At 49.3% G+C, this 15092-nt stretch carries 13 protein-coding genes and 1 other annotated feature; of the genes, 10 read left to right on the forward strand and 3 right to left on the reverse strand.

Features of this window, described 5'->3' with window-relative positions; translation table 11 throughout:
• Positions 1-21: 21 nt before the first annotated feature.
• The 8 genes from argJ to DXB70_RS03750 all read left to right on the forward strand — a co-directional run bounded on the left by argJ (position 22) and on the right by DXB70_RS03750 (position 8613).
• Entirely contained in the window at positions 22-1230 is a 1209-nt protein-coding gene (argJ, locus tag DXB70_RS03715; protein WP_118482043.1) for a bifunctional ornithine acetyltransferase/N-acetylglutamate synthase, read from the forward strand.
• A gap of 17 nt (positions 1231-1247) precedes the next feature.
• A complete protein-coding gene (argB, locus tag DXB70_RS03720; protein WP_233430166.1) occupies positions 1248-2096 on the forward strand; it encodes an acetylglutamate kinase in 849 nt (282 codons plus the stop codon).
• A 31-nt stretch (positions 2097-2127) separates the two neighbouring features.
• Positions 2128-3306: an aspartate aminotransferase family protein gene (locus tag DXB70_RS03725; protein WP_118672671.1), complete on the forward strand. Its 1179-nt coding sequence runs from the start codon at positions 2128-2130 to the stop codon at positions 3304-3306.
• 2 nt (positions 3307-3308) lie between these two features.
• Positions 3309-4211 (forward strand): ornithine carbamoyltransferase, encoded by a 903-nt coding sequence (gene argF, locus DXB70_RS03730; RefSeq protein WP_022358782.1) that lies wholly within the window; start codon positions 3309-3311, stop codon positions 4209-4211.
• A gap of 347 nt (positions 4212-4558) precedes the next feature.
• Positions 4559-4978 carry a C-GCAxxG-C-C family protein gene (locus DXB70_RS03735; RefSeq protein ID WP_107000101.1) on the forward strand — a complete coding sequence of 140 codons (420 nt, stop codon included), beginning with the start codon at positions 4559-4561 and terminating at the stop codon, positions 4976-4978.
• A gap of 292 nt (positions 4979-5270) precedes the next feature.
• Positions 5271-5608: a binding site (T-box leader), on the forward strand.
• A gap of 85 nt (positions 5609-5693) precedes the next feature.
• Positions 5694-6773 (forward strand): ABC transporter substrate-binding protein, encoded by a 1080-nt coding sequence (locus DXB70_RS03740; RefSeq protein ID WP_243099897.1) that lies wholly within the window; start codon positions 5694-5696, stop codon positions 6771-6773.
• Positions 6774-6865: 92 nt separating this feature from the next.
• On the forward strand, positions 6866-7771 hold the full coding sequence (locus DXB70_RS03745) for an ABC transporter permease (protein WP_118672672.1): 906 nt from the start codon (positions 6866-6868) through the stop codon (positions 7769-7771).
• A gap of 47 nt (positions 7772-7818) precedes the next feature.
• Positions 7819-8613 carry an ATP-binding cassette domain-containing protein gene (locus DXB70_RS03750; protein ID WP_118672673.1) on the forward strand — a complete coding sequence of 265 codons (795 nt, stop codon included), beginning with the start codon at positions 7819-7821 and terminating at the stop codon, positions 8611-8613.
• A 94-nt stretch (positions 8614-8707) separates the two neighbouring features.
• Here the strand turns inward: DXB70_RS03750 and DXB70_RS03755 are convergent, their stop codons facing one another.
• Both DXB70_RS03755 and nhaC read right to left on the reverse strand, forming a co-directional pair.
• Complete coding sequence (locus DXB70_RS03755) at positions 8708-9586, reverse strand: MBL fold metallo-hydrolase (protein WP_118468073.1); 879 nt, start codon at positions 9584-9586, stop codon at positions 8708-8710.
• 155 nt (positions 9587-9741) lie between these two features.
• Positions 9742-11130, reverse strand: a complete 1389-nt coding sequence (gene nhaC / locus DXB70_RS03760; protein WP_118672674.1) for a Na+/H+ antiporter NhaC — start codon at positions 11128-11130, stop codon at positions 9742-9744.
• 475 nt (positions 11131-11605) lie between these two features.
• Between nhaC and DXB70_RS03765 the strand changes: the two genes are divergently transcribed.
• Positions 11606-12943 (forward strand): MATE family efflux transporter, encoded by a 1338-nt coding sequence (locus DXB70_RS03765; RefSeq protein ID WP_118672675.1) that lies wholly within the window; start codon positions 11606-11608, stop codon positions 12941-12943.
• A 133-nt stretch (positions 12944-13076) separates the two neighbouring features.
• Positions 13077-13706, forward strand: coding sequence for an RNA polymerase sporulation sigma factor SigK (sigK, locus tag DXB70_RS03770; protein WP_022358454.1), 630 nt, complete (start codon positions 13077-13079; stop codon positions 13704-13706).
• Positions 13707-13824: 118 nt separating this feature from the next.
• Here the strand turns inward: sigK and galE are convergent, their stop codons facing one another.
• Complete coding sequence (gene galE / locus DXB70_RS03775) at positions 13825-14850, reverse strand: UDP-glucose 4-epimerase GalE (RefSeq protein ID WP_117795725.1); 1026 nt, start codon at positions 14848-14850, stop codon at positions 13825-13827.
• Between the last annotated feature and the right edge of the window lie 242 nt (positions 14851-15092).

Genomic DNA, 15092 nt, shown 5'->3' on the forward strand with positions numbered 1-15092 from the left:
AAATGACAGGAGGAATGTCATATGAAGATAATCGAAGGCGGCGTTTGTGCTGCAAAAGGATTTAAAGCGGGTGCGATGCGCTGCGGAATCCGCAAATCTCATACAAAAAAGGATCTGGCGATGATCCTTTCGGACTGTGTCTGCAACGCATCGGCGGTTTATACGACCAACCGCGTCAAGGCATCGCCGATTTTACTGACAAAGGAACATCTGGCCGACGGAAAGGCACAGGCGGTTATTGTCAATTCCGGTAATGCGAATGCGTGCGCTCCGTTTGGCATGGAGAATGCAAGAAGACAGGCAAAGGCAGGCGCGCGAGCGCTGGGCGTTTCGGAGGAAAATGTAATCGTAGCATCGACCGGCGTCATCGGTCAGACGCTTCCGGTTGAGGCGATCGAGGCTCATGCAGGCGAGATGGAGATGAAATATGACAACTCCCTGGTAGCTGCAGAAGCGATCATGACGACCGATACAAAAGTGAAGACGATCGCTGTTGAATTTGATGTAGATGGAACAACCTGCCACATCGGCGGTATCTGCAAAGGTTCCGGCATGATTCACCCGAATATGGGAACGATGCTGTGCTTCATCACAACCGATTGTGCAGTCAGCAGCGAGATGATCCGCAAGGCGCTGTTATTCAATGTAAAACGTACCTTCAACCGTGTGACTGTTGACGGCGATACTTCCACCAACGATATGTGTACCGTTCTGGCAAATGGTATGGCTGGCAATGCGGAGATTACTGCAGAAGATCCGGCATACGAGGCATTCCGCGAGGCATTGCAGACGGTTATGCAGGATCTGGCTCGTAAGATTGCGGCAGACGGCGAGGGCGCAAGCAAGCTGATGACCTGTACCGTGAAGGGAGCGAAGGACGAGGAGACAGCCGAGGTACTGGCAAAATCCATCGCCGGTTCTTCCCTGACCAAAGCAGCAATGTTCGGTTCCGATGCGAACTGGGGACGCGTTCTCTGCGCGATGGGCTATTCCGGAGCTGAGTTTAACACGGAGAAAGTGTTAGTCGAGTTTGCTTCCAAAGAGGGCAGCATTGCGGTCTGTGAGGACGGCAGAGGACTTGATTTTGATGAAGATCTGGCAAAGAAAATCTTAAGCCAGGATGAAGTGGAGATCAATGTAACACTTCAGGAAGGCAGCGGAAGAGCTACCTGCTGGGGATGCGATTTGACCTATGATTATGTGAAGATTAATGGAGATTATCGGACGTGATGAAAACAGGATCAAAAATGAGCGCAGAAGTCCTGGTAGAGGCACTGCCTTATATTCAGGAATATGCAGGTAAAATTATCGTTGTAAAATACGGCGGAAACGCCATGATTAATGAAGATTTAAAGCAGGCGGTGATCGAGGATATCGTCCTTTTAAATCTGGTAGGAATCAAGGTCGTGCTGGTACACGGCGGCGGTCCGGAGATTTCGGAGATGCTCAAAAAAACCGGAAAAGAGTCTAAATTTGTCAAAGGTCTGCGCTACACAGACCGCGAGACGATGGATATTGTCCAGATGATTCTCTGCGGCAAGGTTAACAAAAACCTTGTTTCCCTGTTTGAGAAAGCAGGCGGACATGCCGTTGGTCTGGGCGGCATGGACGGCGGACTCTTCAAGGCGATCCAGTTAGTCGATCCGGATGGAACGGAATACGGCTATGTGGGAGATATTAAAGAAGTCAATGAGAAAGTCGTTCTCGATGTTTTAAATGAGGGCTTTATCCCGGTTGTTTCCTCCGTGGCAGCAGGCATGGACGAGGAGACAAACTATAACATCAATGCAGATACGGCAGCGGAGAAGCTGGCGGTGGCACTGAAAGCGAAAAAATTGATTCTTCTGACGGATGTATGCGGTCTGATGCGCGATCCGAAAGACGATTCGACATTGATTCCGAGACTGAAAGTTTCCGAGGTTCCGGCACTTATCAAAGAGGGTGTGATCTCTGGCGGCATGATTCCGAAGGTAGACTGCTGTGTTGAGGCAGTACGCCAGGGTGTAGAACGTGCCAATATCCAGGATGGTCGTGTGCCGCACTCGATTCTGGTCGAGCTTTTGAGCGATGACGGTGTAGGAACCATGTTCTCGTAAACAAAGTTTGAAAGATGCATGGAGGATTTTTATGACATTTGAAGAAATCAAACAGGGCGAAGAAACTTATATTATGCACACATACGGACGTTTCCCGATTGCGCTGGATCACGGAAAAGGCGCGACGCTGTGGGATACGGAGGGAAAGAAATACATTGATCTGACCTCCGGCATCGGTGTCAACAGTCTTGGCCATGACAACGAGGCGCTGACAACTGCGGTATCGGAGCAGGCACATAAGCTGATGCACGCCTGCAACCTGTATTACACCGAGCCGATGGTGCAGGCAGCAAAGAAGTTGGTCGATGCAGCCGGAATGGGAAAAATCTTTTTTGCAAACTCCGGTGCGGAAGCCAACGAGGGCATGATCAAGCTGGCAAGAAAGTATTCCTTTGACAAATACGGCGAGGGAAGAAATAAAATTATCACGCTGAAACAGTCCTTCCACGGACGTACCGTGACGACATTAAAGGCAACCGGACAGGACAAGTTTCATCAGTATTTCTTCCCATTCACGGAAGGATTTGATTATGCGGCAGCCAATGATATCGAAGACATGAAGCGCAAGATTGATGATACGACCTGCGCTGTCATGATGGAGATGATTCAGGGCGAGGGCGGCGTCCTTCCGCTTGATAAGGAATTTGTACAGGCAACTGCCGAGATCTGCAAGGAGAAGGACATCCTGCTTCTGATTGACGAGGTTCAGACGGGCATCGGACGTACCGGAAGCCTGTTCTGCTATGAGCAGTACGGCGTTCAACCGAACATCATCAGCATGGCAAAAGGACTCGGCGGCGGCGTTCCGATCGGTGCTGTCATGGCGGATAAGAAATGCCAGGATGTACTGGGTGCCGGTACGCACGGTACAACCTTCGGCGGCAATCCGCTCTGCTGTGCGGCTGCCAATACTGTATTAGATATCGTAAATAAGCCGGAATTCCTGAAATCGGTTCAGGAAAAGGGCGAGTACCTGAAAAAGGAGATTTTAGCGATCGGCTCTCCGAAGGTAAAAACCGTTCGCGGCATGGGACTGATGTTAGGCATCGTAGTGGACAAAGACGAGAGAGCTGCGATGGTCAGTCAGCTGATGGAGAAAGGCGTCCTGGTTCTGACAGCCGGTACAGAGGCGATCCGTCTGCTTCCGCCGCTTGTTATTACGAAAGAGGAGATGGACGAGGCAATCGCTGCTATGAGGGAGGTATTTTAGACATGAAGCATTTATTAAAGCTGTTGGACTGCACACCGGAGGAGATTACCTCGATTCTGGATCTGGCAGATCAGTTAAAATATGAGCGGAAACATCACATTTCACATCGTCTTCTGGAGGGCAAATCCATCGGTCTGATTTTCCAGAAGTCATCCACCCGTACCAGAGTTTCGTTTGAGACCGGTATGTTCCAGCTCGGCGGACAGGCATTGTTCCTTTCCTCCCGCGACTTACAGATCGGACGCGGTGAGCCGGTACAGGATACCGCACGCGTACTCTCCCGTTATCTGGACGGCATCATGATCCGTACCTACGAGCAGAAAGAAGTGGAGGATCTGGCAAAATACGGTTCTATCCCGATCATCAACGGTCTGACTGATTTCTGCCATCCGTGCCAGGTACTGGCTGACCTGATGACGATCCGTGAGAAATACGGCGTACTGAAAGGGCTCAAGATGTGTTACATCGGCGACGGCAACAACATGGCGAACTCCCTGATCGTAGGCGGTCTGAAATCGGATATGCAGGTATCTATCGCAACTCCGGATAATTACCGTCCGGCGAAAGAAGTGCTGGATTTCGCAGCTGGCAATGACGCATTTACACTGGTAAATGATCCGATCAAGGCAGTGGAAAATGCAGACGTTGTCATCACAGATACATGGACTTCCATGGGTCAGGAAGAAGAGAAGAAGATCCGCCAGCAGGCATTCCAGGGATATCAGATCAATGATGAACTGATGGCTGCGGCTAAACCGGGGGCGATGGTAATGCACTGTCTGCCGGCTTACCGTGGACAGGAGATTACCGAGAAGATCTTTGAAGAACATGCGTCTGAGATCTTTGAAGAGGCGGAAAACCGGTTGCATGCCCAGAAGGCGGTTATGGTTACGCTGATGAAATAGAAATATATAGAAATGCATAAAAATGGCAAGGTGACACGCCAGAAGCCAAATGCCCTCCGTTGCGGTTTCGGAGCCGGTAACACTAGGCTTGCATAGATTTGTTAAAAGCAGAGTCCAAAATACAAACTCGCTTCGCTCAGACAGGTGTATTTTGAACTCTAACACAAATCTCTGCGAGCCAAGAGTTACTAAGACTCCTGCAAATGCAACGGAGGGCATTTGGCTTCTGGCGCTGTATGTTGTATGCTTTTTGGGGTGTTTAAAAAGTGGAAATGTATGTTATAATTGGCATAAATAGTACAATATAAAAAATTTAGCAGATTAAGAAAATTTCAGGAGGTATCAGTATGACAAAAGAGGAAATTTCAGCGCGTCAGCAGCAGGCGGCTCAGTTTCATGCAATGGGGTATAATTGTGCCCAGTCGGTGGCGTGTGCGTTTGCGGATAAGGTGGATTTGGACAAGGTGGCGCTGTTTAAGGTGACGGAGGGGCTTGGTCTTGGCATGGGCGGCATGAATGGTACCTGCGGGGCCATTTCGGCGGCGGCTGTGCTGGCGGGGCTGAAGGATAGTACCGGGGATCTGGAGCTGGCGAATTCGAAGGCGGTTTCTTATAAGGATGCCAGAGAGTGCATCGCGCGTTTCCTTGAGAAGAACCAGAGCGTGGTCTGTAGGGATTTGAAGGGTGTGGAAACGGGAAATGTGCTGCGTGCCTGTCCGGACTGCATCAGCGATGCGGTGGAGATTATCGGAGAAGTATTGTTCTAATATATCCTCGCAAATGGGCACGTTTGAAACTGTAAGTGCCGTACAGCAACGCGCGGGTAGCCGATTTTGTTACTGTTCACGCATACGTGCCCAGTAACGGAATTTGCCGTGGCTTCGCATTTAAATAGGGCAAATTCCTGCTGCCACCACGTTTTCTTACGGCACTTTCGGTTCCAAAAGTGCCTACCTGTGAACAGTAACCCGATTTTGCCGATGATAAAGAAAAATTCGAAAATAGGGTTGACAACTTAAAAACATAGTGGTAAACTATGAAAAAATTAAATACGACACTACAAAGTCAATGAACAAAACGAGTACATACAGAGGTACATCACAGAGAGCCGGGCTTGGTGGAAACCGGTATGAAGGGCTGTATGGAATGGATTTGGGAGATGCGAGGTGAAAGAGTGATTCGAGTAGCTGCAGCCGTAACTCTGCGTTAAAGAGTAGGGTATCGAGAGCATATCTGATTTCGCATTATCAATCACGTCTATGTTTTCCGTACCGTAGAATGAGTCAGACTGGATGGCAGATATTTTCCATTGTGTGAGAATATCTGCTTTTTATATATAAAGTTTGAAGGTCTGAGAACAGGGGTGGCACCACGATATTTGTTTATTCGTCCCCGGCGCAGGAGTTTGTCTGCGCCGGGGATTTTATATTTCGTTGGGAATCAAAATCAGCGAGAGCCAGGATGGCGGAAAGGGAGAGTATTATGAGAAAAATGAATGGATTTGGAATGATGGCAAAAAGAGGCACAGCAGCAGCGATGGCAGCGGCAATGGCACTGACGATGGCAGGCTGTGGCGGCTCGAATGCGGCAGAGACGACAGCAGCGGCGGATTCTGAGGCGGCTTCTGAAAATGGAGATGCATCGGAGGCAGCAGCCAGCGAGGCAAAGGGCGATATCAAGGTTGGCGTGATCCAGATGATTGATAACGGTGCATTTGCAGATATGCGCGATGGTTTCTCGGAGGAGCTGACTGAAAAATATACAGGTGGTAAAGTCGATATTGTTTACAAAAATGCACAGGGCGATGCGGCAGCGCTGAATACCATCTGCCAGGAGATGGCAGACAGCGGTGTTGACCTGATTGCAACGATTGCGACCCCGGCGACCCAGGCGATGGTAAACCTGGAGACGGATATTCCGGTATTCTTTATCGCTGTTTCCAATCCGGTCGGCGCGGGTGTCATTACCGATATGGAAAAGCCGGATAAGAATGCAACCGGTACTTCCAATGCGATTCCGGTTGAGGATATTTTCGCACTGAGCGATAAGCTGACACCAGATTGTAAGACCTACGGAATGTTGTATAATACAAGCGAGATCAATTCCGTCAGCACCGTGGAGAACGCAAAAAAATATTTAGACGATCAGGGACTTTCCTATAAAGAGGCGGTTGTTACGAACTCATCTGAAGTACAGCAGGCGGCACAGTCTTTAGCGGGCGAGGTTGACGCGATTTTCGTACCGAATGACAGTGTCATCCAGAGTGCAATGCCGATGGTAACGGAAGTGGCAAGAGATGCGAAGATTCCGGTATATGGAAGCTCCGCTGTTATGGTTGATTCCGGTGCATTTGCAACGATTGCGATCAGCGATACCGAGATCGGCGCACAGACCGCAGATATGGCACTGGAATACTTAAACGGAACTGCGATTGAGGATATTGCAGCTGTTGTGGTACCGGCTTCCAATATGGTAATCAATCAGGATACAGCCGATGCACTGGAAATCACATTCTCGGATGAGGTGCAGAACGAGGCAACCTTTGTAAAGGATGCGGAGTAAGATATATAGCAGTCTGGCTGGTACGCACATTCATTGATTGTGGAAATTTGCGGAGTAATTACAAACGAACTTGAAAATAGGAGGAAGCACACATGACACTGGTGATCGGATCCCTGCAGTTGGGATTTTTATATGGAATACTGGCGCTTGGAATATACGTCACATTCCGCATTTTAAATATTCCGGATCTGACGGCGGAGGGGAGTTTTACGCTGGGACTGGCAGCCTCGGCGGTCTGCACGCTGGCGGGGCATCCGGTTGCCGGGATCGTGGCAGCAGCTGTGGCCGGGGCGCTGGCTGGCTGTGTGACAGGCGTACTCCAGACGAAGATGGGGATTCATGCGGTATTAGCTGGCATCCTCACAATGTGCGGGCTTTACACCATCAACCTGATTGTGATGGGAAGCAGCCCGAATATTTCCCTCATTAATGTTCCGACCGTATTTAAAGCGGCAGAAAGCCTGGGACTTTCAAAAGAGGCGGCAAGACTCGTGATTGCGATCGCGGCAGCAGCAGTCTGCCTGGTGCTGCTGATTCTTTTCTTCCGGACGCATCTGGGACTCTGCATCCGGGCGACGGGCGATAATGAGGCGATGGTGAGCGCGTCCTCCATCAATGTAGACGCGATGAAAATCACGGCGCTGGCATTCAGCAATGCACTGGTAGCGGTCAGCGGCGGTCTGATTGCCCAGTATCAGGGATTTGCGGATGTAAACTCCGGTTCCGGTATGCTGGTCGTAGGCCTGGCATCGGTCATCATTGGCGAGGTGATTGTTGGAAAAAGAGGTCTGGAAATCGGATTTTTTTCCTCGATTTTCGGTTCGATCATCTACCGTTATATCATCGCAGCGGCAACCAAGAGCCAGATTTTTCCGGCATATGCGTTAAAACTGGTATCAGCGTGCATCGTAGCGGCGGCGCTGGCGCTTCCGGCGCTCCGTTATCAGATGGGGCTTTCAAAGATGAAGCGGACGAGAGAAAAAGATATGTGTAAATAATAACCTGGAAAGCAGTTACAAACAGGGATAAAAGATGGAGATGTACTATGTTAGATGTAAAACAGGCAACCAAAGTATTTTCCGCTGGTACGGCGAGCGAGCACCACGCTTTGAACGGACTGGACCTGCATCTGGATGATGGGGAGTTCGTGACGATCATCGGTTCCAACGGAGCGGGAAAATCGACGCTTTTTAATGCGATCTGCGGCAATTACTGGCTGGATCATGGACAGATTTTCCTGGATGGTCAGGATATCACTTTTCTGTCGGAGCATCGTAGGGCGCGCCAGATCGGGCGCGTGTTCCAGGATCCGATGAAAGGAACGGCGCCACATCTGACGATCGAGGAAAATCTGGCGCTGGCATATACCCGGAAGGATCGGAAGCCATTTCGAAGTGCGGTCCGCAAACAGGAAAAGGATCTATTCCGGACAGAGCTTGAGAAGTACCATATGGATCTGGAAAACCGTATGAAGACGAAGGTAGGGCTTCTGTCAGGTGGTCAGAGACAGGTTGTGACGCTTCTCATGTGTACGCTTGTCATGCCAAAGCTCCTTCTTCTGGATGAGCACACAGCGGCGCTTGACCCGGCGACGGCGGATAAGGTCATGGAGATCACGCGGTCGATTGTGTCGGAAAACCACCTGACGACGCTGATGATCACCCACAATCTGTCGCAGGCGCTCACGACTGGAAATCGGACGATCATGCTCGATGAAGGGCGGATCATCCTGGATCTGGGCGGTGAGGAGAGAGCGAAAATGGGGGTGAATGACCTTTTAGACTGTTATGCGGAGAAAAAGAAGAAGGCATTTGATAATGACCGGATGATGCTGGCGTAGAAGATAAAACGAAATGGGGATGTAAAAAAATTCGATTGAGTTTTTACATCCCCATTTTGTTTAGGGACTTATTTCGCAGCCCCTTAAATTTTTCTTAGAATACATCTAAATCCTGTCCATTTACAACGGCACCTTCATATCCGGCATCACGGATTTCCTGCAAAATGGCGGTGTTTCTGCGCGCCATCTCAGCCTCGACATCGCGGGTGTTGTCCTGGATTTCCATGTGATAGATACGGTGGTAGGTAACCAGAAGCCGCGGGTGCGCTTTGGCGGCAATCTTTGCCAGATCAACGCTGAGAGTGTGAACTTCCTGGTGGTATTTCTGCCATTTTGGCTCTCTGGCGGAGAGTCCGGCGGTGTACTCGACCTCATGGAGGAGAATATCGCAGCCTTCCGCTTTCTGCGCCACGATCTCAAGCGGAGCCGTGTCACCGCTGATCACGATCACCTTATCCGGCGTTGTAAACTTAAATCCGTAGCTTTCAAGCGTACCGTGGCTGACTGGAAATGCCTCAACCGTCACGCGGTCATCCTGATAAATGATACCAGGCTGGATATCGGTAGTTTCGACTTTGTAGCCATTTTCGTTGGCTTTTTCAAAGCCGTGGATACGGAAGTTGATGTCCGTCTCATATGCTTTTAAAATATGTTCGGTCATGTTCTGGATGCCTTTTGGACCGAATACTTTCAGCGGCTTCGGGCGTTCCAGCACCCACGGGGTAAAAATGAGATCCGGATAGCCGGCCGTGTGGTCGGTGTGCAGATGTGTGCAGAATGCGATCATCAGCCGGTCCGGGCGCAGGGCATCAATTCCCTGTTGGTATGCTTTCGCCGCCTGACGGACAACGCCAGGACCAAAATCTACAAGATAAGCGCGGTCGCCTACGACAACTGCGGAAGAAGGACCGCTGGCATTCGGGCAGGCGTTCGGGGTGCCGGTTCCGAGAAGTACAAGCTTTGTTTCCATCATAAATATTCATCTCCTAAATTCATATGTAATATATTTTGCGCGAAATCATAAAAATAGTTCGGGCAAATTAGATGTGTTCAGCCTTTGCACAGGTAAACACCGTGTCAAAGGCTGAATATATGTTTCGATCCTTTTGTTTTCATCAAGTGAAAGGTTTAATTTTGAGCGTCGTCTGTATGCCGGATGGAGATTCCCGTAAATCCATAGAAAATACTGAACAAAGGAGTTAAGTACAGTAAGAACAGGTATGGGAAAAATACTGACCAGGCAACGCCGAGGGTTCCAGACATGTATACACAGTAACCGTGCCACGGAATCATCGGACCGGATAAAGTACCTGCGTCCTCAAGGGTACGGGAAAGGATTTCCGGTGCGATTTTTCTGGATTTGAACAGCGGTTTCATCATATTTCCAGTCAGGACGTGGGACATCGGCTGGGAACAGCTGATTAAGCTGGTTACATAGCCGACTAAAAGGCTTGCTGCAATCAGGCTGCCATCGCTGTTGATGTGATTTACGATGGCGTTTAAGAGATTGCCGAGAACGCCGAGGCGATCCAGCATACCGCCCATACCAACTGCAAAGCAGATGATTGCCACATACTGAAGCATGCTGCTCATACCGCCGCGGTTTAAGATGGTCTGTAAAATACCTTCCTCAATGCTGGTACTGTATCCGTTGTAAGCCACACGGATGATACTCTGCAAAGTTGCGCCCTGATAGAAGAAAGAGACAGCTCCGGCGCAGATGGCGGAAAGACCAAGGGAGACAACCGCGTTTACTTTGCATAAAAGCAGAATAATGATTGCGATGGCTGGCAGCAGAGTGATGAAGCCAAGTTTAAACTCACCTTGCAGGGCATCGATGTATGTCAGAAGATTTCCAGTTTCATAGTTTCCTGAAGTCTGGCTGATGCCAAGAATTACAAAGAGAATCAGGCTGATGACAAAGGTCGGAAGCGTGGTCCAGAGCATGGAACGCACGTGGTCGTTTAATTTAGAGCCAGCAACCGCTGGAGCCAGGTTGGTTGTGTCGGAAAGCGGGCTTAATTTGTCACCGAACATCGCACCGCAGATGACAGCACCTGCCACCATGCCAGGATGGATGCCCATCGCGTTGCCGATTGCCATCATGGCAACACCGGCACTGCCGACGGAACCGTAGGAGGTTCCGGTCACAAGGCTTAATACGGCACAGAAAATCAGGGTCAGAGGCAGCAGCCAGGTCGGGTTGATCAGTTTTAACCCGCCGACAATGATGGTTGCAATCGTGCCGCTTTGCAGCCAGGTACCGATCATGACGCCGATTGCCATGAGCAGGCACAGGGTAGGAACGACAACCCGGATCGCGTCGTAAGCGCCGTTTACAACATGCTCATAATTTATGCGTAATACCTTACAAAACAGATAGATGATGATCCAGCTCATAAATAGTCCAATCATCGGTCCGCCCGTTTTCAGCCGGATGCAGACTGCAACCGCTCCGATGATCAGGAGCAGAAGCAGAAGCGACTGAGGCATGTTTAATTTTTTGTCTTCGCTCATAACATAGTTCCTCCCTAATGTGAAAGTCGTGCTTTTTTGAATTTAATGCGTTGAGGTTTAACGCGTTAAATTGTAAATTTATTTTCATTATACAGAATAATTCCGAAAAAATCAACCGTAGGAATAATATTTATTTGGCTCAAGGGGGGAGTATTCACGGGTAGGCACTTTTGGAACCGAAAGTGCCGTAAGAAAACGTGGTGGCAGCAGGAATTTGCCGTATTTAAATGCGAAGCCACGGCAAATTCCGTTACTGGGCACGTATGCGTGAACAGTAACGGAGAAGAGGTGCAGGTGATGTTCCGTGATGTGAAGAATTATGATATAATGAGCGCAAGTGAGCCAGAAAGCTGCTTGCGGATTTATGGCGAACGGCGAATGGCGATCACGATAGCTGCGTCAGCAGCGGTAAGCATCGAAGATGCGAATCGTGATATAATGGCAGAATTACTTAAAAATTTGACAGGAGAATGTTATGGAACAGAGGATTCAGTTATCGGATCATTTCGGTTTTGGGAGATTGATCCGGTTTACAATTCCATCTATTTTAATGATGATTTTTACCTCCATTTACGGTGTGGTAGATGGATATTTTGTATCGAATTTTGTAGGAAAAACGCCGTTTGCGGCGGTCAATTTCATTATGCCGTTTCTGATGGTCGTAGGTGCCATGGGATTTATGTTCGGCACGGGTGGAAGTGCCCTGATTGCCCGGATTATGGGCGAGGGCAGGCGTGAGAAGGCGCAGGAGATTTTTTCCCTTCTGATCGCTGCGACCGTTATTTCTGGTCTGGTAATTGCGGTTATCAGTATTCTGTTTTTACCGCAGATCGCTGCCTTTCTTGGCGCGAAGGGAGAGATGCTGGCGGACTGCATCCGGTATGGACGGATCATTCTGGTGGCGCTTCCGTTTTTAATGCTGCAGTATGCGTTTGGCAGCCTTTCCGTGACGGCGGAGAAGCCGAAGCTGGGGCTGATTGTAACGATCATTTCGGGTGTGCTCAATATGACGGGAGATGTTCTGTTCATGGGAGTGTTCCATTGGGGAATTGCCGGAGCGGCGATGGCGACCGCGATGGGACAGATCATAGGCGGAACGATACCGCTGGTTTATTTCATGCGGAAGAACAGCAGCAGCCTGCGCCTTTGCAGACCAAAGTGGGATGGAGGAGCGCTCAGACGTGCCTGCACCAACGGTGTATCGGAATTGATGAGCAGTATTTCCATGTCCATTGTCGGCATGCTGTATAACGCGCAGCTGATGCGCTACGCGGGAGAAAACGGAGTCGCAGCTTACGGAACCATCATGTATGTGGACTTTATTTTCCTTGCGATTTTCATCGGTTATGCGACCGGCGTAGCTCCAGTTATCAGCTATCACTACGGCGCAGGAAATAAAAAGGAGTTAAATAACCTGCTAAAGCGCAGTGTGGTTCTGATCGCGGCGGCGTCTCTGAGCATGCTGCTGCTGTCCGAGGTGATGGCGGCACCGTTGGCAGCTATTTTCGTAGGATATGATGCCGGGCTTCTGGACATGACGGTACATGCGTATTCCATTTATGCGGTTTCGTTCTTATTCTGCGGTTTCTCCATTTTCAGTTCCGCCTTTTTTACGGCGCTGGGAGATGGACTGACCTCGGCGCTGATAGCTTTTTTGCGTACTCTTGTGTTTGAAAGTGCATCGGTTATCATTCTGCCACTGCTCCTGGGCCTGAACGGAATCTGGGGCGCAATTATCGTGGCGGAGTGTATGTCCATGACGGTGTCAGTTATCTTTTTGGTGGCGAAGAGAAGGAGGTATCAATATTTTTAGACGCAGCGGATTTATAACCGGCTGGATGGTATGATTTTTAGCGCCCTTTCTAAAATCGGAAAAGCAAGTGGTGCACTGGAAAAGCCACCGAAGCATAAACTATCAGTAAGTAAGCTTCAGGGTGGCTTTTTCTTTGCATACATTTCCAAAGCCTTTGACACCTGGAGAGGAACGGTCCTGTCTGGAACGCATGAAAGAGGGAGACCATGAGGCACGCAATACTCTGATAGAGCGAAATTTACGGCTGGTGGCGCATGTGACCAGAAAATATCAGGGTACAGATTATGAAATGGAAGATCTCCTGTCGATCGGCACCATCGGGCTCATTAAAGCGGTCAATACGTTTCATCCGGAGCGTGGATCGCGGTTGGCGACATATGCGGCGAAATGTATCGAGAATGAGATTCTGATGACCTTCCGTGCTGGTAAAAAATATGCAAAGGATATCTCGTTATATGACCCGATCGGGGTAGATAAAGACGGAGAAACCGTCAGCCGGATGGATGTGCTGGAGGCAGAAGGAAAAGAAGTTCTGGAAACCATTATTTTAAAGCAGGAAATTGAACAGCTTTACCGCGCCTATGAAGCGTGTTTAAAAGAAACAGAGAAAATCGTCTTACGCAGCCGGTACGGGCTGTTTGGCGGAAAGGAACAGACGCAGCGGGAGATTGCCGCCAGACTTGGGATTTCGCGTTCTTATGTGAGCCGGATCGAGAAGCGGGCGCTGGAAAAAATGCGGCGGGGATTTGCGGAACACAAATAAAGAACAGAAAAAGCGGCTGGCAGATGTTAGGATGGACATCTGTCAGCCGCTTTTGTCATGTAATAGGAAATTTCCTGGAATTCCCTATTACACAAAAAAGCACATTCTTTATTTTCTTTTAGTCCTCAGCGTCCCGATATCCGTTCGGGTTCATCGACTGCCATTTCCAGGAGTCAGCGCACATCTCCTCAATGCCGTACTGAGCTTCCCAGCCGAGTTCATTTTTCGCTTTGGTAGCATCGGAGTAGCAGGTTGCGATATCGCCGGCGCGGCGTGGCTTGATTTCATAAGGAATTGTTTTGCCGCAGGCTTTTTCGTAAGCCTTGACAACATCGAGTACGCTGTAGCCTTTGCCGGTGCCGAGGTTGTAGATATATACGTCTGGCTTATCGTTAAATTTTTGGAGTGCTTTTACATGACCGACTGCAAGGTCAACTACGTGGATGTAATCGCGCACACCGGTTCCGTCCGGAGTCGGGTAATCATTGCCGAAGACACCGAGGCATTTCAGCTTGCCGACAGCAACCTGTGCGATATAAGGAACCAGGTTGTTCGGGATTCCCTTCGGATCCTCGCCGATCAGACCGCTCTTGTGTGCACCGATTGGGTTGAAGTAGCGGAGCAGAACGACATTCCATTCCGGATCTGCCACGTGCAGGTCAGTTAAAATCTGCTCAAGCATTCCCTTTGTCTGACCGTAAGGGTTTGTGATTTTGCCTTTCGGGCATTCTTCGGTGATCGGGACGAATGCCGGATCTCCGTATACGGTAGCGGAGGAGCTGAAAATGATTTTCTTGACGCCATGATTGCGCATTACGTCGCAGAGAATCAAGGTTCCGGTGATATTGTTGTGGTAATATTCCAGTGGCTTCGCAACGGATTCTCCGACTGCCTTTAAGCCTGCAAAATGAATGACCGAATCGATGGATTCTTTCTCAAAAATCTCATTGACTGCCTCGCGATCCAGCATATCTGCCTTGTAAAAGGTTACATGCTTGCCGGTGATTTTCTCCACGCGGCGCAGCGCTTCCTCACTGGCATTGTAAAGGTTGTCCATGACAACGACCTCATATCCGGCGTTTAAAAGTTCGATGCAGGTATGACTGCCGATGTAACCGGCGCCTCCAGTAACTAAAATAGCCATTGTAAACTCCTCCTTCATCCTACCTATAAGAATAATTTATTCTATACCTTCAATCTTTCTTTATTATAAACGCGGCTTGCGAGGAAAACAATCGGAAATATTGTCATGTGTTATCGAAATTATATTTTAAGAGGAAGTTTAACAACGCTTTGCGTAGAATTGGAAAGACTCGGATACAGTGTGCGTGATGATAGAATGTGTGTTCGAAAAACAGCTTGCATTTAAAAAGAGGGTGTGATATG

Origin of the sequence: Clostridium sp. OM05-5BH, assembly GCF_003481505.1 — a bacterium.
In the GTDB taxonomy this organism is placed as follows: Bacteria; Bacillota; Clostridia; order Lachnospirales; family Lachnospiraceae; genus Otoolea; species Otoolea fessa.